Here is a 21,053-nt window from a genome sequence, read left to right as displayed (position 1 = left end):
GCGTCCGCCTCAGCTCCGCCAGCTCCGGTGATAGCGGCGCCCCAGGCTGGTCAGCACCTCGTAGCCGATGGTGCCGGCGAACGGCGCGGCCGAGTCGATGTCGATCCCGTCGCCCAGCAGCGTCGCCCAGTCGCCGCGGCGCGGCGACACCTCGGGGAGCGCGGTGACGTCGACCGCCAGCAGGTCCATGGAGATGCGGCCGACGATCGGGCAGCGCTTGCCCACCACCATGGCCTGCGGCTTGTCGTTCCCCAGCGCCGCCGCAGCGCGCAGAAAGCCGTCGCCGTAGCCGACCGCGACGATGGCGATGCGGGTGTCGCGCGATGCCGTCCAGCTCGCGCCGTAGCCGACCGTCTCGCCCTTGTGGATCTTGCGCACCTGGACGACCCGGCCTTCGAGCCGCACCACGCTGCGCATCGGGTTGGCCGCGCCGGGCGTCGGGTTGAGGCCGTAGAGGGCGGCGCCGGGGCGCACCAGCTCGCAATGGGTCGACGGCCCGAGGAAGATGCCCGACGAGTTGGCGAGCGAGGCGTCGACGCCGCGGAACAGCATGCGGATCTCGCGAAAAGCCTGGACCTGGCGCTCGTTGAGCGGGTGCTCGGGCTGGTCGGCGCAGGCGAAGTGGCTCATCACCAAAGAAATGCCGTGGTCGGGGCTGGTGACCCGCACGGCGAGCGCGGCCGCCTCCTCGGCCGTGAGGCCGAGCCGGTTCATGCCGGTGTCGAACTGCAGCGCCGCGCCGCCCGTCCAGGAATTCACCCGGCAGAACGCGTCCCACTCGACCAGCTCCGGCATGCTGCCGATCACGGGGCGGGCGCGGGCGTCGGCGAAGGCGGCGGCGCCGGCCGGCGGGATGCCGTTGAGCACGTAGATGATCGCGTCGGGCGCGACACGGCGCAGGGCGCGCGCCTCGGTCAGATGGGCGACGAAGAAGGTCTTGCAGCCGGCACGCGAGAGCGCCCCGGCGACCTCGGCGAGGCCGCAGCCATAGGCGTCGGCCTTGACCACGGCGGCGCAGTCGGCCGGCGCCACCCGGCGGGCGAGGTCGGTCCAGTTGGCGACGATGGCGGCGAGATCGATGGTGAGGACGCCGCCCGTCTCCATCACGGGCGGGCCGGCCTCGGAGACCGGCACGGACGGGGCCGCGGTGCCCGCGACGGCGCTCGTCGCCCGCAGCTCGTCGCCCGACACCCGCGGCAGATCCTGCACCGTCATGGCTCTTCTCCTCGGCGCCGTCCCGTCACCGCGGCACGGCGGAGTCCGCCACTAGACCTGTTCGGCGCGCCGGACAAGGGAGGGGCTTGATTCGCCGACCTTTGCCGCACGGGAGACGTCGTCGTCCCGGGGCGCGGCGAAGCCGCGAGCCCGGGACCCATAACCCCGGCCTGTGTTTATGGATTCCGGGCTCGCGGGCCTTCGGCCCGCGCCCCGGAATGACGGAGGAGAGTGCTCAATCCCCCATGCGGGCCGGCAGCTTGTCCTCGTCGGCGAGGTCGGCGAAGCGGGTGACCTCGGCCTTGAACTGGAGCTGCACCGTGCCGGTGGGGCCGTGGCGCTGCTTGCCGATGATCACCTCGGCCTTGCCGTGCACCGCGTCCATCTCGGTCATCCACTTGAAGTGCTCTTCGGTGCCGGGGCGCGGCTCGCGGTTCTTCAGGTAGTATTCCTCGCGGAACACGAAGATGACGACGTCGGCGTCCTGCTCGATCGATCCCGATTCGCGCAAGTCCGAGAGCTGCGGGCGCTTGTCGTCGCGGCTCTCGACCTGGCGGGAGAGCTGGGAGAGCGCGATGATCGGCACGGCGAGCTCCTTGGCCAGCGCCTTGAGACTCGTCGTGATCTCGGTGATTTCTTGCACGCGGTTTTCCGATCCGCGCTTCGAGGAGCCCGACAGGAGCTGGATGTAGTCGATCACCATGAGGTCGAGGCCGCGCTGGCGTTTCAACCGCCGGGCGCGCGCCGCGAGCTGGGCGATCGCCAGGCCGCCCGTCTCGTCGATGTAGAGCGGCACCACCTCCATGTCGCGCGCGGCTTCGGCGATGCGGTCGAAGTCGTGGGACTCGATCTCGCCGCGGCGGATCTTGTAGGAGGGGATCTCGGTCTGCTCGGCGATGATGCGGGTGGCGAGCTGCTCGGCCGACATTTCCAGCGAGAAGAAGCCGACAATGCCGCCATTGGTGGATTCGATCCGCCCGTCCGGGCGCACGCCGCCTTCCCAGGCCTTCGCCACGTTGTAGGCGATGTTGGTGGCCAGCGCCGTCTTGCCCATGCCGGGGCGGCCGGCCAGGATGATCAGGTCGGAGGACTGCAGGCCGCCCATCATGCGGTCGAGGTCCTTCAGGCCGGTGGCGATGCCCGACAGCGACCCGTCGCGCTGATAGGCCTGCGCCGCCATGTCGACCGCGGTGGTCAGCGCCTGGGCGAAGCGCTGGAAGCCGCCGTCGTAGCGGCCGTTCTCGGCGAGCTCGTAGAGGTTCTTCTCGGCCGCCTCGATCTGGTCGCGCGGGCTCGAATCGACCGCCGCCTCGTAGGCCTCGTTGACCAGCTCCTCGCCGATGCCGATCAGGGCGCGGCGCAGCGCCAGGTCGTAGATGGTGCGGCCGTAGTCCAGCGCGTTGATGACGGTGGTGGCTTCCGCCGCCAGGCGGGCGAGGTACTGGCTGCCGGTCAGCCCGGCGACGTCGAGATCGGCCGGCAGGAAGGTCTTCAGCGTCACCGGGGTCGCGGTCTTGCCGGCCCGCACCAGGCTGGCCGTGAGCTCGTAGATGCGCGCATGGATCGGCTCGAAGAAATGCGACGGCTCGAGGAAGTCGGAGACGCGGTAGAACGCCTCGTTGTTGACCAGGATGGCCCCCAGGAGCGCCTGCTCCACCTCGATATTGTGCGGGGCCTGGCGGAACGCCGGGGCGCGGTCGGTCGGAAGCTTGCGGGCGATGGTCTCGATGGCCATGACGGTTTGCGATATCTACGGTTTTTGTGGACGGACGCGGACAGCGTCCGGTGACGCCTTGCGGCGCCGGTTTTTTACGCAAGCTCGCCAGATGACGCGGCACCAAGCTCGGGAGGCGCGGGAATACAGCAAGCGACGCCGGGAGGCGACTCGCGTCGGCGGTTTCCCACGCAGATCACCGCGGAAAAAAATGTTCGGACGATGTCGGGGCGAATCCGCTTGACCGTGGCCGATTCGAAGCGGCGACGCGATAGTCGAAACGCGGCCGCGCCGGCCTCAGGGTTGCGCTGCAACCGAGCGTTCCGGCCGGCCGCGCTCGTACCAGCCCTTGGAGCGGTTGACGATCCACACCACGGTCAGCATCACGGGCACCTCGATGAGGACGCCGACCACGGTCGCCAGCGCGGCGCCCGACTGGAAGCCGAACAGGCTGATGGCGGCGGCGACCGCGAGCTCGAAGAAGTTCGAGGCGCCGATCAGGGCGGAAGGCCCGGCGACGCAATGCTGCTCGCCGGCGAGGCGGTTGAGCAGATAGGCGAGGCCGGCATTGAAGTAGACCTGGATGAGGATCGGCACCGCCAGCAGCGCGATGATCAGGGGTTGGGCGAGGATCTGCTCGCCCTGGAAGCCGAACAGCAGGACCAGGGTGGCGAGCAGGGCGACCAGCGACACCGGCCCGAGCCGGGCCAGCAGCGCCTTCAGGGCCGGCTCGCCGCCGCCGGCCAGCAGGCCTCGCCGGATCACCTGGGCGATCGCGACCGGCACCACGATATAGAGCACCACCGACAGCACCAGCGTGTCCCACGGCACCGTGATGGCCGAGAGGCCGAGCAGCAGGCCGACGATCGGCGCGAAGGCGAACACCATGATGGTGTCGTTGAGGGCCACCTGCGACAGGGTGAAATGCGGCTCGCCGTTGGTGAGATGCGACCACACGAACACCATGGCGGTGCAGGGCGCCGCCGCCAAGATGATCAGGCCGGCGATGTAGGAGTTGATCTGGTCGGCCGGCAAGTACGGCCGAAACACCCAGCCGATGAATAACCAGCCCAGCGCCGCCATGGAAAACGGTTTGACGGCCCAGTTGATGAACAGCGTCACGCCGATGCCGCGCCAGTGCTCCTTGACCCGGCCGAGCGCGGCGAAGTCGATCTTGATCAGCATCGGGATGATCATCAGCCAGATCAGCGCCGCCACCGGCAGGTTGACCTTGGCGATCTCGGCCGCCCCGATGGCATGGAAGACGCCCGGCATGACGTGGCCGAGCGCGATGCCGGCGACGATGCAGAGCGCCACCCAGACGGTCAGATAGCGTTCGAACGTGGACATGGCGGGGAATCCTTCAGGCCGTTGCGGCGCGCCGCCCGGCGACCGGTCGTCCGGCGGCATCGATCACCAGCTCGCCGTCCTCCTTGCGGAACTCGCCGTGCTGCGGCGGCAGCAGATCGAGCACCAACTCGGAGGGGCGGCACAGGCGCACGCCCTGCGGCGTCACCACCAGGGGCCGGTTGATCAGGATCGGATGCGCCATCATGGCGTCGAGCAGGGCGTCGTCGGCGAGGGCCGGGTCATCCAGGCCGAGATCGCGATAGGGCGTGCCCTTCTCGCGCAACACCTGGCGCACGGTGAGGCCGGCGCGGGCGATCAGCGAGACCAGCATGGCCCGGCTCGGCGGGCATTTCAGGTACTCGATGACGTGCGGCTCGATGCCGGCGTTGCGGATCAGCCCGAGCGTGTTGCGCGAGGTTCCGCATTGCGGATTGTGGTAGATGACGACGTCCATCAGGCGAGCTCCGCCTTGCGGCCGGTGGCGCCGTCCATGCGGCCGATGTCGCGCAGCTTGGTGCCGAGCGCGATCGCGTCGAGGCTTCTGATCGGGAGTGCCGTGAAGGCGTTGATGCGGTTCTCGAGGAAACGGAACGCCTGGACGAATGCGCGTTCCTGCTCGATGGCGGTGCCCTCGACCGCGGCCGGATCCTCGATGCCCCAATGCGCCGTCATCGGTTGGCCCGGCCACACCGGGCAGGCTTCTCCGGCGGCGTTGTCGCAGACCGTGAAGACGAAATCCATCACCGGCGCGCCGGCGAAGGCGAACTCGCTCCAGCTCTTCGAGCGCAGCCCCTCGGTCGGATAGCCGCTGTCGCGCAACACCTTCAGGGCGAGCGGATTGACCGTGCCCTTCGGCTGGCTGCCGGCCGAGAAGGCCTCGAAGCGGTCGCCGCCGGCCTGGCGCAGGATGCTCTCGGCCAGGATCGAGCGGGCGGTGTTGCCGGTACAGAGAAACAGAACGCCGTAGATGCGGTCGGTCATGAGATCGGTCCTTCGACGGACGCCGGAGAGGGACAGCAAGGATCGAGATCGGCCATCAGGGCCGAGCAGATTTCCGGGCGGCCGCCGCAGCAGTCGCGCAGCAGGAACAGCATCACGGTGCGCAGCCGGTCGAGATCGGCCCGATAGACGATCGAGCGGCCGTGGCGCCGGGGGGAGACGAGGCCCGCCCGCGTCAGCACGGCCAGATGGGCCGACATGGTGTTGGCCGGAACGGCGAGCGTCTTGGCGATGTCGCCGGCCGGCAGCCCGCCGGGCTCGTGCTTCACCAGCAGCCGGAACACGTCCAGGCGGGTCGCCTGCGAGAGGGCGGCGAGAGCAAGAATTGCGTCGACTGATTCCATAATTCCAGAATAATAGAATCATAGACGATCGGCAAGCCCGTCTGCCTCGAAGGGCTGCTCTCTACGCCGCCAGCCAGGCGGCGACGTCCTCGGGCTTGGGCAGGCCGCCGGCATGGACGACCTTGCCGTCGATGACGATGCCGGGCGTCGCCGCGATCCCATAGCGCGCGATCGCTGCGTAGTCGGTCACCTTCTCGACCGCGACGGCGATGCCGAGCTTGTCGGCCTCGTGCTGCACCATCTCGGCCGTGGCGACACAGCGCTTGCAGCCGGGTCCGAGCACCTTGACATCCTTCATGGGAGCAACTCCGGAGATTCAGCCGAACATGGCGTTGAACAGGAAGCCGACGGCGAGAATGCCGAGCCCGACGACGCCGACGAACACGGCGATCAGGCGGACGGTGAGGACCTTTCGCAGGATGACGAGCTCGGGCGCCGACAGCGCGATCACGCTCATCATGAAGGCGAGCGTGGTGCCGAGCGCCGCGCCCTTGCCGAGCAGGGCCTCGACCACCGGCACGATGCCGGCGGCGTTGGAGTACATCGGGATGCCGATCGCCACCGCGGCCGGCACCGACCACCAGGCGTCGCGCCCCATGATCGAGGCGAGCAGGTCCTGCGGCACCCAGCCGTGGATGCCGGCGCCGACCGCGATGCCGGCGATCACCCACGGCCACACCCGGCCGACGATGTCGCGCACCGCCTCGGTGCCGGCGTCGATGCGGTCGGCGACCGTGAGGTCGGGCGCCGCGACGTCGGCCGGCGCGGTGCGCAGCTCGCGCACCCAGGGCTCCAGCCAGCCCTCGAGATGCAGCCGGCCGATCACGGCGCCGGCGACGATCGCGATCAACAGGCCGAAGCCCAGATACGCGAGCGCCACCTGCCAGCCGAGCAGGGCGAGCAGCAGGCCGAGCGCGACCTCGTTGACCATCGGGGCGGCGATCAGGAACGAGAAGGTGACGCCGAGCGGTACGCCGGCCGAGACGAAACCGACGAACAGCGGCACGGCCGAGCAAGAGCAGAACGGCGTGAACACGCCGAGGCCGGCGGCCGCGACATTGCCGAGCCCTTCGCGGCGGCCGGCGAGAAGCGCGCGGGTGCGCTCCGGCGAGAAGAAGCTGCGCACCACGCCCATGGCGAACACCACCAGGGTGAGCAGCATCAGCACCTTGGGCGTGTCGTAGAGGAAGAACGCGATGGCCTGACCGAGCGGGCTTTTCGGGTCGAGCGGCAACTGGGCGACGATCCACTCCGAGGCCGGCTGCAGGCTCGCATAGAGGGCGGCCCACAGCACCAGCGCGGCCGCGACGGCGGCGATCCGTGGGGCAGCACTGCGAAGCGCGCCGGGATGCTGATCAGGGGAGGCGATGCTCATGCGGCGCTCCGTTGCCGTTGTGCCGGCACGGCCAGCGCCGCGTCGACCAGCGCCACCACCTCGGGCGAGAGGTCGGGGGCGCGGCGATAGCGCACCCACTGGGCGTCGCGGCGATCGAGAAAGAGGCCGGCGGCCTTCAGCGCCGCCATGTGGCGCGACATGCGCGACTGGCTGGCGCCGAGCGCCTGCATCAGCTCGCAGACGCAGTGCTCGCGCCCGTCCCACAGCAGCCGCGTGGCGGCGAGGCGGGTCGGCTCGGCGAGGGCGGACAGGATCGTCAGGACATCGCTCATGAATGAACATTATCACTTGCGCATATGCGCGCAAGCGCAAATACTGCTTCCGACGACGATGGTGGATTGGCGGCCCCGTGGAGCGTGCGTCCGGTGCCGATGGCATTGGGCCGTCGCGTGCGAACGAAGGTCGGCGTCCATCAGTCTTCGCGAGATGGATGGCCGGGCCGCGGCGCGTTCGCGCCGGTCCGGCCATGACGGAGCAGGACACGCAGCGGCCCATGCCGCCGGAACGGAGACGACCATGACCGACCCTGACGTGAAGGATGTCGTACGGGAGAAGTACGCGCAGGCGGCCCTGCAAGTCGCCGGTGGCGGCAGCGCGTGCTGCGGCCCGTCGGGGCGGGGCGGCTGCGATCCGATCACCACCAATCTCTACGGCGCCGGAGAGGCGGCGGGCGTTCCGGCCGAGGCGCTCGCAGCCTCGCTCGGCTGCGGCAACCCGACGGCGCTGGCCGCGCTCGCTCCGGGCGAGCTCGTGCTCGACCTCGGTTCCGGCGGCGGCATCGACGTGCTGCTGTCGGCGCGCCGGGTCGGGCCGACCGGCAAGGCCTACGGCCTCGACATGACCGACGAGATGCTGGCGCTGGCGCGTGAGAACCAGCGCAAGGCGGGGCTCGACAATGTCGAGTTCCTGAAAGGCGAGATCGAAGCCATTCCGCTGCCCGACAGCTCGGTCGACGTGATCATCTCGAACTGCGTGATCAATTTGTCGGGCGACAAGGACCGGGTCTTTCGCGAGGCGTTTCGCGTGTTGAAGCCCGGCGGGCGCTTCGCCGTGTCGGACGTGGTCACCCGCGGCGCGATTCCGGCGGCGCTGCGCCAGGACATGCTGCTGTGGGTCGGCTGCCTCGCCGGAGCGCTCGACGAATCCGACTATGTCGCGAAGCTCGCCGCCGCCGGCTTCGACGGCGTCACCATCGAGCCGACCCGCGTCTACAAGGTCGAGGACGCCCGCGACCTCCTGGTCGGCAAGGGCCACGATGTCGATGCGCTCGCGGCCGAGCTCGACGGCAAGTTCTTCAGCGCCTTCATCCGCGCCGTGAAGCCGGGCGCGCGAGATGGTGCCTGCTGCGGCCCGTCCTGCTGCGGCGCCTGAGCGGCGCACGCATGCCGCACCTCGCCGGCGGAGCTATTCGCTCCGTTCATCGCACCCGATGCCGCGATCGTGACGGCCCGCGATCGTCGTCACCAACGGCGACCCCAACCGCCGCCCCAGCTTCGCCGCCATCCGCCGCCTGCATTCCGAACGAGGCCGATGATCAGCAGCAGCAAAATCGCGCCGAGCGTGGCGTTGGCGATCGCCGCGACGAGGCCGGCACCGAGACGGACGCCGATTTGCGGAAACAGCCAGCTCCCGATGAAGGCGCCGAGGATTCCGATGACGAGATCGCCGATGAGCCCGAACCCCGATCCCTGCATGATCTGACCGGCCAGCCATCCAGCGAGCAGGCCGACCAGCAGGATGACGAGAAGACTTTCACCTGACATGAGACGCTCCTTGCGAGTTCGTTATGGTCTGTCCCCCCGTCTGGCGGCCGATCGACCGAACCGGCCGTCATCTCCATCCGCGACGGAGCGCGGCGCACCAAAAAGCCGCGCGTCGTTAATTGCAGCGACGCGAGGTCCTGACGATCGTCGAGCCGTCGGGGCTCCGCGATCGCGTCGTCACCTCGCGGCACTCGCCTTGAGCGCGACCTTCGTAGCCCCGCCGGCGATCACCGCGGTACCTGCGGTCGTCGTTGTTGGGGCCGACATGGACCCTCGGCCCGCCTTCGCCGACACCGATCGACACCTGCGCGTTTGCAGGAGCGACAGGGACCACGAAAGCGGCTGATCCGGCCACGAGCGCGAGGGCAAGAACGGCGTGAGCAAGGGTTTTCATCATGAACCTCTTCAAGTCGAAATCGACAGTTCCGCCCACGTCTGCGATCCTCTCGGCGAGAAGAGCATAAGAAGACGACGCTGACCTGAACTTGTGATGATGACGCCGATCGTCCAGTCTGGTCTGAGCAGAACTGATCACTTCGAATAATTGAGATCACGACTCGCCGAGCGTGCCGTAACGACATGCCACGGAGCGAGAAGAGCGCATCGCGGGACGAAAAATGCGTTGGGCGATGCCGATGGGCGCGGCGAACCCGCCGGACGTCGGACGGCGCCTTGCCGGGGGTGGGCTCGGTTCAGCACGGGGGAGTCAGAGGGGGCGCCGCAGATACGGGGCGCAAGGAGCGGCGCCGCGTCATCACGGTCGGGTCTTGAAAGAGTCCGAGGCCGGCGCGGACGCCGGCCTCGGAGCAGGATTATCGCTCAGTCGCGTTCGAGCGGGTGCGTTCGACTGGTCAGTCGATGTGGCCCTTGGCCTGGTCGAGATACTGGCCATCGGCCTGCACCGAATAGGTCTGCGGCGCGTAGACGCTGCCGCCGAGGACCGGGGCGGGCGCCGCCGCATAGGCGCCGTAGGCGGCCTGGTTGCGCAGCGCTGCGGCCTCACGGGCCGCCTGGGCGTTCTCGCCCCGCGAGGCGGCGAGCGCGCCCGTGGCGGTGGCGAGCGTCAGGACGGTGGCGATGGCGAAACGGGTCGTGTTCGAGCGGATGATGGTCGACATGGTTGTTGTTCTCCAGGGGTCGGCGCCGCAGACGGACAGGTCGTCGCCGTGGATCGGGGGTGTCGTTGTCCGTCGGGTCGACATGTGCGTTGCAGCACGGCGCTTGGCCAATCAACAAAAGGTGCATTTGGCTGCGCTTGAAATAATCGATCGGTAAAATATGGGAGCCACAAAGTGGCCGAAAAGTATTCGCCGGAGCCACACTAGATGTCGAAACAGTGGCTATGGCATGGCGGCCGTTGCTGCGGCGCAAATACGTGCGTGCGTCAGCGCAATGGCAGGCGAATGCGTCGGCACCGCAAACAATTACGCCTTTGTAATGTAGCCGGCGGGGCGGCGCGAATCGGCGTCCTGGCCGGGCAGGGCACGGCCCGCGCCGGCCGGGACGCCGTCGGCGGCGCTGCCGCGGGTCAGGACTCGAAGCGGGTGACGATGTCGGCGAGCGCCGGGCGCGGCCGGTCCTCGGGCGTGCCGGGGAAATGGCCGACATGCACGAAGCCGACGAACTTTTCGTGCGGCTCCAGGCCGAAGGCCTTCATCACCTGGCGGTCGTAGGCGTACCACTCGGTGATCCAGCAGGCCGCATAGCCGAGCGCGGCGGCGGCGTGCAGCAGGTTCATGGCGGCGGCGCCGGCCGAGAGCTGCTGCTCCCATTCGGGGACCTTCTGGCCCGGTAAGGCGCTGCTCACCACGGCGATCACCAGCGGCGCGCGGGCGAGCCGGCCGCTCTCGAAGACGAGCTGGTCGCCGGTCGCGTCGGCGTATTTCGCCGCGAAGGCGGAGGCGATGGCGGCGCCGGCCTCCTCGCGGTGGTCGCCCTCGAACAGGATGAAGCGCCAGGGCGTGAGCTTGCCGTGGTCCGGCACCCGCGACGCGACCGTCAGCATGGTGTCGATGTCCTCGGCGCTCGGTGACGGGCCGGTGAGCTGGTCCGGCTTGACGGAGCGGCGGGTCTTGAGGAGCGCGAGGGCGTCCGGCATGGCAAAATGTCTCCCAGAGCGCGGCAATGCAACAAGCTCGGCGCGCCGGGCCGACGCGCGGGACGGCGCCGCACGGCGTCGTCAGGCGTGCCCGCTACCACACGCAAGACGGTCGATAAAGGGCGGTGCGGCTTGAAATTGCCTCAAAGGCGCGCGTATCTCTCCGGCATGATCAGGGCAGGGGGTGGCTCGATCCAAGACGAGACCGGTCTGCGCCGGGTGCCTGCGGGCGCCGCGGTGATGCGGTCGTATGACCGCTCGCCGAACCGTGGCCTCGGTGTCGCCGGCGTGACGCGCCTTGCCGTCGCCGCTGCGCTTCTCTGCGTCGCTGTCCTCCCGCTTCCCGCTGCCGCCCAGAACCGCCCTGAGCAGGCGATCGTCGGGGCGATGCAGCGATTCGTGAACTCGCTGCCCTTCAGCGGTCTGATGAGCCCGGGCCAGCAGCCGCCCGCCCCCGGGGCGAGCCTGATGTCTCCCGGCGGCGGAGGCGGGGTGCCGAGCCCGCCCGCCCCCGTGATGCAGACCCTGGTGCCGCCCCCGGGCGCGCCGCCGTCCCAGGTTCCGGCCGGTCCGGCCGCCACCGCCGCGCTGCCGCCGTCCGCCACCACCATCACGCCGGCGGCCCCGAAGGACATTCCGCTGACGCTCTCGGCCCGCTACGGCCGCGACAGCGCCCCCGTCAATGGTGGCGTGGTGTGGCGGATCTATCCGGTGCGGCCCGACATCACCGGCGCCTTCCGGCCGCTGCGCGAGGACCGCAGCGCGACGCCCAATCTGGCGCTGCCGCCCGGCGACTATGTGGTGCATGTCGCCTTCGGGCTCGCCAGCGCGGCCAAGACCGTGCATTTGCGCAACGAGCCGGTGCGTGAGGTGTTCGACCTGCCGGCCGGCGGCCTGCGCATCGAGGGCCGGGTCGGCGACGTGCGCATCCCGAACGGGCAGATCGCCTTCGACATCTTCCGCGGCAGCCAGTTCGAGCCGGGCGACAAGCGCCAAGTCGCCTCGGCGGTGGCCACCGGAGACGTCGTCGTGGTGCCCGAGGGCACGTATCACATCGTCTCCAATTACGGCGACAGCAACGCCGTGGTGCGTTCCGACATCCGGGTGCAGCCCGGCAAGCTCACCGACATCACGGTGACGCACCGGGCCGCCATGATCATGCTCAAGCTGGTCTCCGACCGCGGCGGCGAGGCGCTCGCCAACACGAGCTGGACCGTGCTGACGCCGGGCGGCGACGTCATCAAGGAAACCGTCGGCGCCTTCCCGCGCGTCGTGCTGGCCGAGGGCGACTACCGCGCCATCGCCCGCAACGAAGGGCGCACCTTCGAGCGCGAGTTCAAGGTGATCACCGGGGTCGACGGCGAGATCGAGCTGTTGGCCCGCTAGGCCGGCTCCTGTCCGGCCGGCCTGCGGCCCCGGACCACCGACGCGAAATTCGCGCGACAAGCCGGCGCCGTCGCGTCATTCTTCGTCCCATGATTGTGAATCGTGTCCTTCAGGCCGTCGCGCCGCTCCGGGATTGCTCCATGCCGCCTCGCTCGCCTGCCTGCGCTTTCGCTCTCCGCGCCGTCTTTGCCGCTGTCGTCGTGGTCGGCCTGGCGGCGAGTGCCGCGCTCGCCCAGATCGAGCCGCGCCCGGGCTTGACGCCCGCGCCGGATCCGGCCCGCGGCGCCGAGATCGCGCGACGCTGGTGCGCCACCTGCCACGTCACCGCGGCGGACCAGACCCAGGCGACCGGCGAGGCGACGCCGTTCATGGCGATCGCGCGGCGCAACAGCTTCGACGCGGGGCTGCTCGCGCTGTTCCTGCTCGATCCGCATCCGCGGATGCCCGACATGAGCCTGACGCGCGCCGAGGCGGCCGATCTCGCCGCCTACATCAAAAGCCTCGCGCCGCATTGAGAGCGCGGCTCGCCGCCGGCCGGTGGCGCGGCTGATCGAGCCGGCCGGCCGGATCGCGCCAGCGCCGGATCACGGCCTCGGCGGGCGGACCGTCGGTCGCCGCACGAGCCGCCACCCGGCGACGCCCGAACCGCACCGCTGAGGGACATCCCTTAGGTCGCACTCCTGATGCGAACACGTTGTCGCACCGTGCTAGCCTGACTTCCCTTGTCGGGTTTGTTCGCCGATGCTGGTTCGGGCGAGCAGTTGCGTCTCGGCAGTGGCGAGCGGCGGACATCGGCCGCGGGCTTCGTGCAGCAAGGGATCCGACCATGTACACCTCGATCGCCTTCAAGATGGGTGCCACGCAGGAGGTGGCGACACGGAGCCTCGGTCAGGTCCATTCGTTCGTCAGCGACCATTTCGACCGCCTTCAGGACAGCATCAGCGCGACGCCGGCCCTGGTCGGGATCGAGCTGGGCCAGCAGGCGCTGAGGCATGCCGAACGCAACATCGGCTCCGCCTTCGATTTCGCCCAAAGCCTGATGCTGGCCAGGGACGTGCAGGACGTCCTGACGATCCAGGCCGAATATTTTCAGCGCCAGATGAAGGTGCTGACCGACCAGATCGGCAGTCTCGGCGAGACAGCGGTCGGTGCCGTCGTTCGACAGGGCAGGGCCGGCCCCCTCGGCTTCGGATTCTGAGCCGCCAGCGCCGTTCTCAGTCGGAATGTGAGCGACTCGCCGGCGACGCCGCCGGGCGCGCCCGCATAGGCCGAATCGACCCGCCCGCGGTCGATCACCGCGGCCGGCTCGCTCGCGTCGGCGCGTGCGGGGCCGCATCATGCCAGCTATTCCCAAAAAAGGCCGCCAAAGAGCGTCGACAGGCCTGCTCCGGCGCGGGGCGGCCATTGTGGAAATTTGGGCGGATTTGCTAGGCTGACGGCATTAGAGCGCGTCCAGCCTGAGATGGAGTCCGGGATTTGCGTCGCAACGCGCTCTAAATGGTTGCAGATAGGGCATTTTCTTCACGCGAACCGTTGCCCGCTTCGCTTGAAGACGCTCCAGTCCCCGGGCCGGGCGATCAGGGCGACGGGCGTAGACACCGATGACGTTCGAGGTTTCGAGCCAAGCCATTGCGGCGCTGCGAAGTCGATCCGGTTTTGCGGAGGCCATGCGGGCGGATGCGCAAACCACCGTGACGTTGTTTCGCGGCAACATCCTGGTCAATACGCTGATGAACGACCGCGCCCGCGCGCTGTTCGTGCTGGCCGCGTTCTACCTGCACCACGGCGGCACGGCGGAGGGCCGGCCCGGCCTGACGGTCGGGGCCTTGAAGGATCTGTGCGTCAGGCTCGGCCTGTGCAGCCGCGGCCGCTGCGAGGCGATGCTGGCGTTGTTGCGCGCCGGCGGCTATTTCGCGCCCGCCCCGCACGACGACCGCCGGCGCCGTCCGCTGGTGCCGACCGCCAAGCTCGTCGCGCTCCAGGTCGAACGCTGGCGCGGCCATTTCGCCGCGATCGCCAAGGTGCTTCCGGAGGCGCAACGCCATCTCGCGGCGCTCGACGATCCGGCGTTCGTCCGCGACTTCATGCTGGCGCTGGGCGACGGCTTCGTCGGCGGTTTCCGGGTGCTCACCCATACGCCCGACCTCGCGTTGTTCGCCGAGCGCAATGCCGGGATCCCGATCCTGTTCGCATTGGCGCTCGAAGGCGGCGAGGAGGGGCCGTTCCCGCCGGCCGTCCCGGTGCACCTGTCGATCAACCGGCTCGCGACCCAGTTCGCGGTCTCGCGCAAGCACGTGCTGACGCTGCTGCGCGATGCCGAGGTCGCGGGTCTTTTGGTGCGGGGGCCCGAGCCGGACCGCGTCATGCTGCTGCCGCGCGTGCGGGATGGCCTCGAGCAATTCTTCGCCGCGGTGTTTCTCTATTTCTCGGGTTGCGCGGCGCAGGCGCTGTCGACCAGCCGCGCCGACGCCGCCGAGCCGGTCGGCTGAACCGGCGCGGCTGAGCCGGTGCTGCGGCTCACGCCGCCTCGGTCTCCGCCTTCGCCCGCTTCAGGTCCGGCGGCACCGCCTCCTCGACCAGCGCGGCGAGCGCCGCGTCGAGCGGCATCACGGTCGACTTGTCGCTGCCGAGCCGGCGGATCGACACGGTGCGCTCCGCCGCCTCCTTCTTGCCGACCACCAGCAGCGCCGGCACCTTGGCCAGCGAGTGCTCGCGGACCTTGTAGTTGATCTTTTCGTTGCGCAGGTCGATGCCGACCCGCAGTCCCAGCCGGCGGGCCGCGGCGACCGCCTCCTGTGCGTAGTCGTCGCCGTCCTGCGTGATGGTCGCCACCACGGCCTGCACGGGCGCCAGCCACAGCGGGAAGTGGCCGGCATGGTGCTCGATGAGAATGCCGAGGAAGCGCTCCATCGAGCCGCAGATGGCGCGATGCACCATCACGGGCGTCTTCTTCGATCCGTCGGCGTCGATGTAGAAGGCGCCGAACCGCTCCGGCAGGTTGAAGTCGACCTGGGTGGTGCCGCACTGCCAGTCGCGACCGATGGCGTCGCGCAGCACGTACTCGAATTTCGGCCCGTAGAACGCGCCTTCGCCGGGATTGACCGCGGTCTTGATCTTGCCGCCGGACTGCGCCGCGATCTGCTCGAGCACGCGGCCCATCACCTCCTCGGCGTGATCCCACGAGGCGTCGGAGCCGACCCGCTTCTCGGGCCGCGTCGAGAGCTTGACGACCAGATCGGTGTCGAAGCCGAAATCCGCGTAGGTCGTCAGGATCAGGTCGTTGATCTTCAGGCACTCGGCGGCGAGCTGATCCTCGTTGCAGAAGATGTGGGCGTCGTCCTGGGTGAAGCCGCGCACCCGCATCAGCCCGTGCATGGCGCCGGACGGCTCGTAGCGATGCACCACGCCGAACTCGGCGAGGCGGATCGGCAGGTCGCGATAGCTCTTGAGCCCGTGCTTGAAGATCTGCACATGGCCCGGGCAGTTCATCGGCTTGATGGCGAACCAGCGCTTGTCCTCGGCCTCGTCGCCGGCCGACTGCGCCGCGAACATGTTCTCGCGGTACCACTCCCAATGGCCCGACGTCTCCCACAGCGACTTGTCGAGCATCTGCGGCGCGTTGACCTCGTCGTAGTCGGCGGCGAGGCGCCGCCGCATATAGGCGATCACCGACTGGAACATCGACCAGCCCTTGGCGTGCCAGAACACGACGCCGGGGCCTTCTTCCTGGAAGTGGAAGAGATCGAGCTCGCGGCCGAGCCTTCGGTGGTCGCGCTTCTCCGCCTCCTCGATCTGCTTGATATAAGCGTCGAGGTCCTCCTGCTTGGCCCAGGCGGTGCCGTAGATGCGGGTCAGCATCGGGTTGCGATGGTCGCCGCGCCAATAGGCGCCTGCCACCTTCATCAGCTTGAAGGCGGTGCCGATCTTGGCCGTCGAGGTCATGTGCGGACCGCGGCAGAGATCGAACCAGTCGCCCTGCTTGTAGATCTTGATCGACTGGTCCTCCGGGATCGCGTCGACCAGCTCGACCTTGAACGCCTCGCCCTTGTCGCGAAACACGCGCTTGGCCTCGTCGCGCGACCACACCTCCTTGGTGAACGGCCGGTCGCGGGCGATGATTTCCTTCATCTTCTTCTCGATGGCGACGAAGTCTTCCGGGGTGAACGACTCGTTGCGGAAGAAGTCGTAGTAGAAGCCGTTCTGGATCACCGGGCCGATGGTCACCTGGGTGCCGGGCCAGAGAGCCTGCACGGCCTCGGCCATCACGTGGGCGGCGTCGTGGCGGATCAGCTCCAGCGCCCGCGGGTCGTCGCGCGACACGAACTCGATCCTGGCGTCGGTCTCGATCGGATCGGCGAGGTCGGCCAGCGTGCCGTCGAGCGCCATCGCGACGGTGCGCTTGGCCAGCGAGGGCGAGATGCCCTTGGCGATGTCGAGACCCGTGATGCCGGTGGGATACTCGCGACGCGCGCCGTCGGGAAAGGTCAGGGCGACCATTGAAAGCTCCTGTTGCTCACTCGCTGCCTACGAACGCAGGTAAGCGGATTGTTCTCACGGCGCAGGCATATAGCAGGGCCGGGCGAGAGCGCAAGGCGGGGCGCGGGGAGGCAGGGCTGCGGCGGGGGCGACGATTGTTCGCTTGGCCGACCCCCCCCCGCTCGTCCCCGCGAAAGCGGGGACCCAGGTCTTCACTGCGCGATCTCCTCCCAAAGGTCCCGCCATGAACCGTTCCGAGCGTCGATGAGCTGCATCTTCCAGGCGCGGTTCCATTTCTTGATCTGCCTCTCCCGCAGAAAGGCCGATTCGCGGTTCGCATGCTGCTCGTACCAGACCAGGATCTTCACGCCGTACCTCCTGGTGAAGCCGGGAACCACTCCAGCCCGGTGCTCCCAGACCCGGCGGACCAGATCGTCGGTCATGCCGACATACAACGTGCCGTTTCGTCGGCTCGCCAGCATGTAGACGTAGAAGCTCACGGAACGCTGCTCCTGGGGCCCCGCTTGCGCGCATAGGCGCCGATATAACGACGTACACCGCAATCCTCGGACAGAGACCCCACCCTCCGCTCATTCCCGCGCAAGCGGGAAACCAGCTCCTTATGCGCTGGGTCCCCGCCTTCGCGGGGACGAGCGGAAAAGCAAAGGCCCGGCGCCGCTATGTTGGCGCCTATGCGCTTGCGCGGGGACGAGCGGAAATCGTTGGGTCCAGTATCCTGTCGTTACTTTTGCGAAGTGCGGATCACGTCCTCGCGAGACGTTTCGGCGCCATAGGCGATGGCGGCGAGGACGTCGTCGCGGGTCAGCTCGGGATACTCGGCGCGCACCTCGGCGTCCGACATGCCGGGCACCAGAAGGTCGAGCACGAGGCAGACCCGGATGCGCGTTCCCCGGATGCACGGCGTGCCGCCGTACACGGCGGGATCGAGGCTGATACGCGTCGGCAGATCGGCCATGGCGGTATCCTCCGGCGGAGAATTATAGCAGCACGGCTACAGTTTCACCGTCCCGATTCCGCGGATGGCGCCTGCACTTCGGGATTGGTCGTCGCGGCCGCGATGGCGGCGTGCAGGCGCTCCTTGTAGCCGTCGTCGAGGTCCTTGGTTGCGGCGCAGGACTTGCCGTCTTCGCCGAGCAGGCCACGAGCGAGTTGGGCGGAGAATGCGCGGCGCTCCTCTCTATATGAAATCCAATTGCGGATGATGCCTTTAGCAATAGCTTGTCGGTGTTCCCTGGCGTCGCAGCCGAGAGCACGTAGATATGCAGCATGCATTCTATCAAAATCTGCCTGGGAAACTTTAGCCGAGGCCTCGGCGCAGGCGCGCCAGACGTCCCCTTCTTCCGGCCCGTCGTGCTTGGCCGGATCGACAACAATGGCGGCCCGCATGCGCTGTTCCGCCTCGTATTGCTGCTCTTTGTCTATAATGCTCGCGATGGAACTTTTGATAAATAACTCAATTACGTCGAGCGCCATCGGAACAGGGTTGTCGGGTTCGTATCTCGGGGTAAGGGGTGGTAAAAAGATCGGAACGGGTTTGTCCACGCGCATCGTAACGTACCCCGCCGAATATACCGCCCGGGATGAAAAAACGAAGTTTGCTTCATAATGGCCCACACGTGCGTCGCGGCACATCGCATTTTTTGTTCGCCAGACGTAGACGCCCGATAAATTGGTGTATGCCATCGTGCTATTGGTCAGGTCGGCGCCCTGAAGCTCGGCGACAACAAGAGATGCTCCCTGCAGTTTGGCGTTGTGCAACAATGCTCCATGAAGCTCGGCGCCGTCGAGAGATGCCCCTTCCAGTCGGGCATTTTGAAGGGCGGCTCCGTGAAGCCTCGCTCTGAACAGATTGGCGCCCTGCAACTGCGCTTGAAAGAGGGACGCGTGCTGAAGCGCCGCATACCCCAAATTTGCTCCCGGAAGCTCGGCATATTGGAGGGCTGCCCCCTGAAGTTGCGCAAAAGTGAGCGATGCGCCCTGAAGATTGGCGCGTTCAAGAGTTGCGCCCTGAAGCTGGGCTTCATCGAGAGAGGCTTGTTCAAGCTGGGCGTATAATAGGAATGTTCTCTGAAGCTGAGCGCGATCGAGGGATGCGCCTTGAAGGTCAGCCCCATCCAGACGTGCCCCAGAGATCCGCGCATCCGCTAGATCGACCCGACGAAGGTCGGCAAACGAGAGGTCGCTGCAATTGAGATCGCGGTCGCGAAAATTACGCGTTCGCTCGCCTCCATATGGAGGCAGATTCCTGTCGGATGCGGCTTTCTCGATTTTCGCAAGTTTTTCGTCGTCGACGACATCGATGCGCGGCAAGTCGAGGCGGTCGAATGACAGAATGCGAACCCAATCTCTCCCGAGGGCTAGAGAATTCGGATCCGCACGGATAAAAAACCACCGCGTGCACTGCACGGCATCGACTGGCTGGCCGGCGAATTGATTGACATGGGGTTCGCCGGGGAACGTGAGCAGCGACAGGGCGACGACGACGTAGAGCAGTGCCGCGGCCGATATGAACGGGCTCTTGACCACACGAAGCCACTCGATGTCGCGCTTCGGATCGAGTGCGAGGGGCCAAAGCAGGAAAACGGCCCCCAGTTCCACGAGGATCAGCACCCGGTGCGTCCATGTCACGAGGTGGCTGTGGTAGGGCAGGAACTTGAACTGGAAGACCAGCAGAACCAGCACCGGCGCGATCGCCAGCGTCAGCCAGGCCATCGATCTCAAAAGTCGCCCGAGCCAGCCGTCGCGCTCTCGCGGCGATCCGGCGAAGATTTGGGCGAACAGCGTGTTGGCGAGGCGTTGGCGCATCGTGGCGTTGCCGGGCGGCGGTTTCACGGCGCGATCGACTGCCTCATTATAAGCTGCCGCTGTCCGGCCCAGCAGCAGCACCTGCAGCAGCACGTAGGCGTGGAAGATCACGAATAGGATCGGCGCGAGGAAGAAGAAGCCGACCAGCGGCAGGTCGATGTTGAGGACCGGAAGCTTGACCGGCTCTTCCAGGAAAAGCTGGCGGTGCGTCACCGTGCCGGCGGCGATGACGAGATAGAGCCCGAAGATCAGAAAGCTCACCCAGATGGTCGAGACGCGCGTCGCCGAATCGTTCAGCGACCTTTCCAGCGCCTCGACGTCGTAAGGGTCGATCTTTTTGTCCGTCATAGTCTGCCTCGGTCCGAGACGGATCGAGTGTGATGGTAATTCGATGACATCGCAAGCGTTGCGTGTGGTTTCCCGAATTTGGGTCCGACGGGCACGCCGTCTTGTTTGGTGAAGCTCGGCACGACCCCGGTCCGGTGCTCCCAAGCCGCGGACGAGATCGTCGGTCGTGCCGCTGCAGAACGTGCCGATCGGTCGACTCGCGACGATACACACAGTGACTGGTCACCGTTGCGGCTCCTGGGCCTGGTCGCGCATCGGCGCCGAATTCAGAACGGCGCGTCTGGCCTTCCGCTCATTCCCGCGTAAGCGGGAATCCAGTTCATTTTGTGCTGGGTCCCCGCTTTCGCGGGGACGAGCGGAGTCGGGTGCAACTGATTTTCGGATCTGCACTTTTCTCCACAAGCGCGAGTCCGCTCGTTGCGGACACGTCGTCATCGCCGACGACGCAGCGGAGCACCGTCTGCGCGCATGCGGGAAAATCGGCATCAACTGCGCGCGAGCAAATAAGATTTGTCACAAGATGAAAGCGATTTTTCCGCGAGTCTCTGCTGGACGGCACCAACGATTTGCTCGGCGTTGCCGGTGCAAAAGCCGGTCATGCAAGACACTTCGCGTTACGAATTCTTAGAGCCGATCACAAAGTGGACAAATTGCAGAGTCACGGTTTTACCCGGGGACAGGGGGAGCTCGAACACACACCACACATCGCGACATCGACATCGTCATCGCGGCGGCTTCGTCGTCGTGTCGAGCGTATCGTCACGCCGGGATCGTCGTCGCGTTCGCGGAGCGCCTGGAGCGCTTGGTGGAACGACGCGCGTTTCGACGCGCGCCGCGGATGCCTGCGTACGAGTTTGCGTACGAGTACGAGTATCGAGTCGGCATCCGGAGCACGGGGACCATTTCATGGATGAAGGCCTGCAGCGGGCTCGCTGGCGGCATGCTTGTTATTGCGTCCTGACGGCAGCGCCGGCCGCTGCGGTCGTCTCGTCCATGATGGTCCTCGCGCTCGCGTCCGTGTCCTCCGCCGTCGCACAGGCGCGTCCGCCGCGTGCGGCGGCGGAGGCCGCGACGGCGCCTGCCACCACCACGCCCGCCGGCGAGGCGGCGCGGGCCGCGGCCCGGGCGCGCGTGCCTT

General features: G+C 67.7%; 22 protein-coding genes. 5 read left to right on the top strand and 17 right to left on the bottom strand.

All coding sequences use genetic code 11. From position 1 onward, the window contains the following. Positions 1-9: 9 nt before the first annotated feature. From alr to HXX10_RS26960, 9 genes are all read right to left on the bottom strand, one after another. A complete protein-coding gene (alr, locus tag HXX10_RS27000; RefSeq protein ID WP_296526421.1) occupies positions 10-1,215 on the bottom strand; it encodes an alanine racemase in 1,206 nt (401 codons plus the stop codon). A gap of 235 nt (positions 1,216-1,450) precedes the next feature. Beyond that, the gene (locus HXX10_RS26995) at positions 1,451-2,950 is read right to left on the bottom strand and encodes a replicative DNA helicase (protein WP_296526420.1); all 1,500 of its coding nucleotides are present in this window, start codon (positions 2,948-2,950) and stop codon (positions 1,451-1,453) included. A gap of 276 nt (positions 2,951-3,226) precedes the next feature. After that, positions 3,227-4,279 carry an ACR3 family arsenite efflux transporter gene (gene arsB / locus HXX10_RS26990; RefSeq protein WP_296526419.1) on the bottom strand — a complete coding sequence of 351 codons (1,053 nt, stop codon included), beginning with the start codon at positions 4,277-4,279 and terminating at the stop codon, positions 3,227-3,229. A 13-nt stretch (positions 4,280-4,292) separates the two neighbouring features. Continuing rightward, entirely contained in the window at positions 4,293-4,733 is a 441-nt protein-coding gene (gene arsC / locus HXX10_RS26985) for an arsenate reductase (glutaredoxin) (RefSeq protein ID WP_296526418.1), read from the bottom strand. Beyond that, the gene (locus HXX10_RS26980; RefSeq protein WP_296526417.1) at positions 4,733-5,260 is read right to left on the bottom strand and encodes an arsenate reductase ArsC; all 528 of its coding nucleotides are present in this window, start codon (positions 5,258-5,260) and stop codon (positions 4,733-4,735) included. The genes arsC and HXX10_RS26980 overlap by 1 nt, the downstream gene beginning before the upstream one ends. Next, a complete protein-coding gene (locus HXX10_RS26975; RefSeq protein ID WP_296526416.1) occupies positions 5,257-5,622 on the bottom strand; it encodes a helix-turn-helix transcriptional regulator in 366 nt (121 codons plus the stop codon). Before HXX10_RS26975 ends, HXX10_RS26980 begins: the two co-directional genes overlap by 4 nt. A 61-nt stretch (positions 5,623-5,683) precedes the next feature. Beyond that, a complete protein-coding gene (locus tag HXX10_RS26970) occupies positions 5,684-5,920 on the bottom strand; it encodes a thioredoxin family protein (RefSeq protein WP_296526415.1) in 237 nt (78 codons plus the stop codon). 18 nt (positions 5,921-5,938) lie between these two features. Further along, a complete protein-coding gene (locus HXX10_RS26965) occupies positions 5,939-6,997 on the bottom strand; it encodes a permease (RefSeq protein ID WP_296526414.1) in 1,059 nt (352 codons plus the stop codon). Further along, positions 6,994-7,290, bottom strand: a complete 297-nt coding sequence (locus tag HXX10_RS26960) for a metalloregulator ArsR/SmtB family transcription factor (protein WP_296526413.1) — start codon at positions 7,288-7,290, stop codon at positions 6,994-6,996. The genes HXX10_RS26965 and HXX10_RS26960 overlap by 4 nt, the downstream gene beginning before the upstream one ends. A gap of 244 nt (positions 7,291-7,534) precedes the next feature. Between HXX10_RS26960 and HXX10_RS26955 the strand changes: the two genes are divergently transcribed. Then, a complete protein-coding gene (locus HXX10_RS26955; protein WP_296526412.1) occupies positions 7,535-8,389 on the top strand; it encodes an arsenite methyltransferase in 855 nt (284 codons plus the stop codon). Between the two features lie 89 nt (positions 8,390-8,478). Here the strand turns inward: HXX10_RS26955 and HXX10_RS26950 are convergent, their stop codons facing one another. The 3 genes from HXX10_RS26950 to HXX10_RS26940 all read right to left on the bottom strand — a co-directional run bounded on the left by HXX10_RS26950 (position 8,479) and on the right by HXX10_RS26940 (position 10,879). Continuing rightward, positions 8,479-8,781: a GlsB/YeaQ/YmgE family stress response membrane protein gene (locus HXX10_RS26950; RefSeq protein ID WP_296526411.1), complete on the bottom strand. Its 303-nt coding sequence runs from the start codon at positions 8,779-8,781 to the stop codon at positions 8,479-8,481. An 851-nt stretch (positions 8,782-9,632) separates the two neighbouring features. Next, positions 9,633-9,899, bottom strand: coding sequence for a hypothetical protein (locus HXX10_RS26945; protein WP_296526410.1), 267 nt, complete (start codon positions 9,897-9,899; stop codon positions 9,633-9,635). 410 nt (positions 9,900-10,309) lie between these two features. Continuing rightward, positions 10,310-10,879 (bottom strand): nitroreductase, encoded by a 570-nt coding sequence (locus tag HXX10_RS26940; RefSeq protein WP_296526409.1) that lies wholly within the window; start codon positions 10,877-10,879, stop codon positions 10,310-10,312. Positions 10,880-11,266: 387 nt separating this feature from the next. Between HXX10_RS26940 and HXX10_RS26935 the strand changes: the two genes are divergently transcribed. From HXX10_RS26935 to HXX10_RS26920, 4 genes are all read left to right on the top strand, one after another. Then, positions 11,267-12,265 carry a hypothetical protein gene (locus HXX10_RS26935; protein WP_296526408.1) on the top strand — a complete coding sequence of 333 codons (999 nt, stop codon included), beginning with the start codon at positions 11,267-11,269 and terminating at the stop codon, positions 12,263-12,265. 140 nt (positions 12,266-12,405) lie between these two features. Next, positions 12,406-12,780, top strand: a complete 375-nt coding sequence (locus HXX10_RS26930) for a cytochrome c (protein WP_296526407.1) — start codon at positions 12,406-12,408, stop codon at positions 12,778-12,780. A 311-nt stretch (positions 12,781-13,091) separates the two neighbouring features. Then, positions 13,092-13,463, top strand: coding sequence for a phasin family protein (locus HXX10_RS26925; RefSeq protein ID WP_296526406.1), 372 nt, complete (start codon positions 13,092-13,094; stop codon positions 13,461-13,463). A 493-nt stretch (positions 13,464-13,956) separates the two neighbouring features. Beyond that, positions 13,957-14,754, top strand: coding sequence for a hypothetical protein (locus HXX10_RS26920; RefSeq protein ID WP_296526405.1), 798 nt, complete (start codon positions 13,957-13,959; stop codon positions 14,752-14,754). A gap of 28 nt (positions 14,755-14,782) precedes the next feature. On the opposite strand, the gene thrS is transcribed toward HXX10_RS26920, so the two are convergent. The 5 genes from thrS to HXX10_RS26895 all read right to left on the bottom strand — a co-directional run. Continuing rightward, on the bottom strand, positions 14,783-16,762 hold the full coding sequence (thrS, locus tag HXX10_RS26915; RefSeq protein ID WP_296526404.1) for a threonine--tRNA ligase: 1,980 nt from the start codon (positions 16,760-16,762) through the stop codon (positions 14,783-14,785). A 191-nt stretch (positions 16,763-16,953) separates the two neighbouring features. Then, positions 16,954-17,241, bottom strand: a complete 288-nt coding sequence (locus HXX10_RS26910) for a GIY-YIG nuclease family protein (RefSeq protein ID WP_296526403.1) — start codon at positions 17,239-17,241, stop codon at positions 16,954-16,956. 242 nt (positions 17,242-17,483) lie between these two features. Further along, positions 17,484-17,717, bottom strand: coding sequence for a DUF433 domain-containing protein (locus HXX10_RS26905; protein WP_296526402.1), 234 nt, complete (start codon positions 17,715-17,717; stop codon positions 17,484-17,486). 44 nt (positions 17,718-17,761) lie between these two features. Beyond that, on the bottom strand, positions 17,762-19,915 hold the full coding sequence (locus HXX10_RS26900) for a pentapeptide repeat-containing protein (RefSeq protein WP_296526401.1): 2,154 nt from the start codon (positions 19,913-19,915) through the stop codon (positions 17,762-17,764). A 947-nt stretch (positions 19,916-20,862) separates the two neighbouring features. Then, positions 20,863-21,053: hypothetical protein (locus HXX10_RS26895; RefSeq protein ID WP_296526400.1), on the bottom strand; the 191-nt coding region annotated here is incomplete at its 5' end.

Source organism: Rhodoplanes sp., from assembly GCF_013377085.1.
Lineage (GTDB): Bacteria > Pseudomonadota > Alphaproteobacteria > Rhizobiales > Xanthobacteraceae > Rhodoplanes.
The sequence above is the reverse complement of the archived record's forward strand: the minus strand, read 5'-3'. Positions and strand labels throughout refer to the sequence as shown.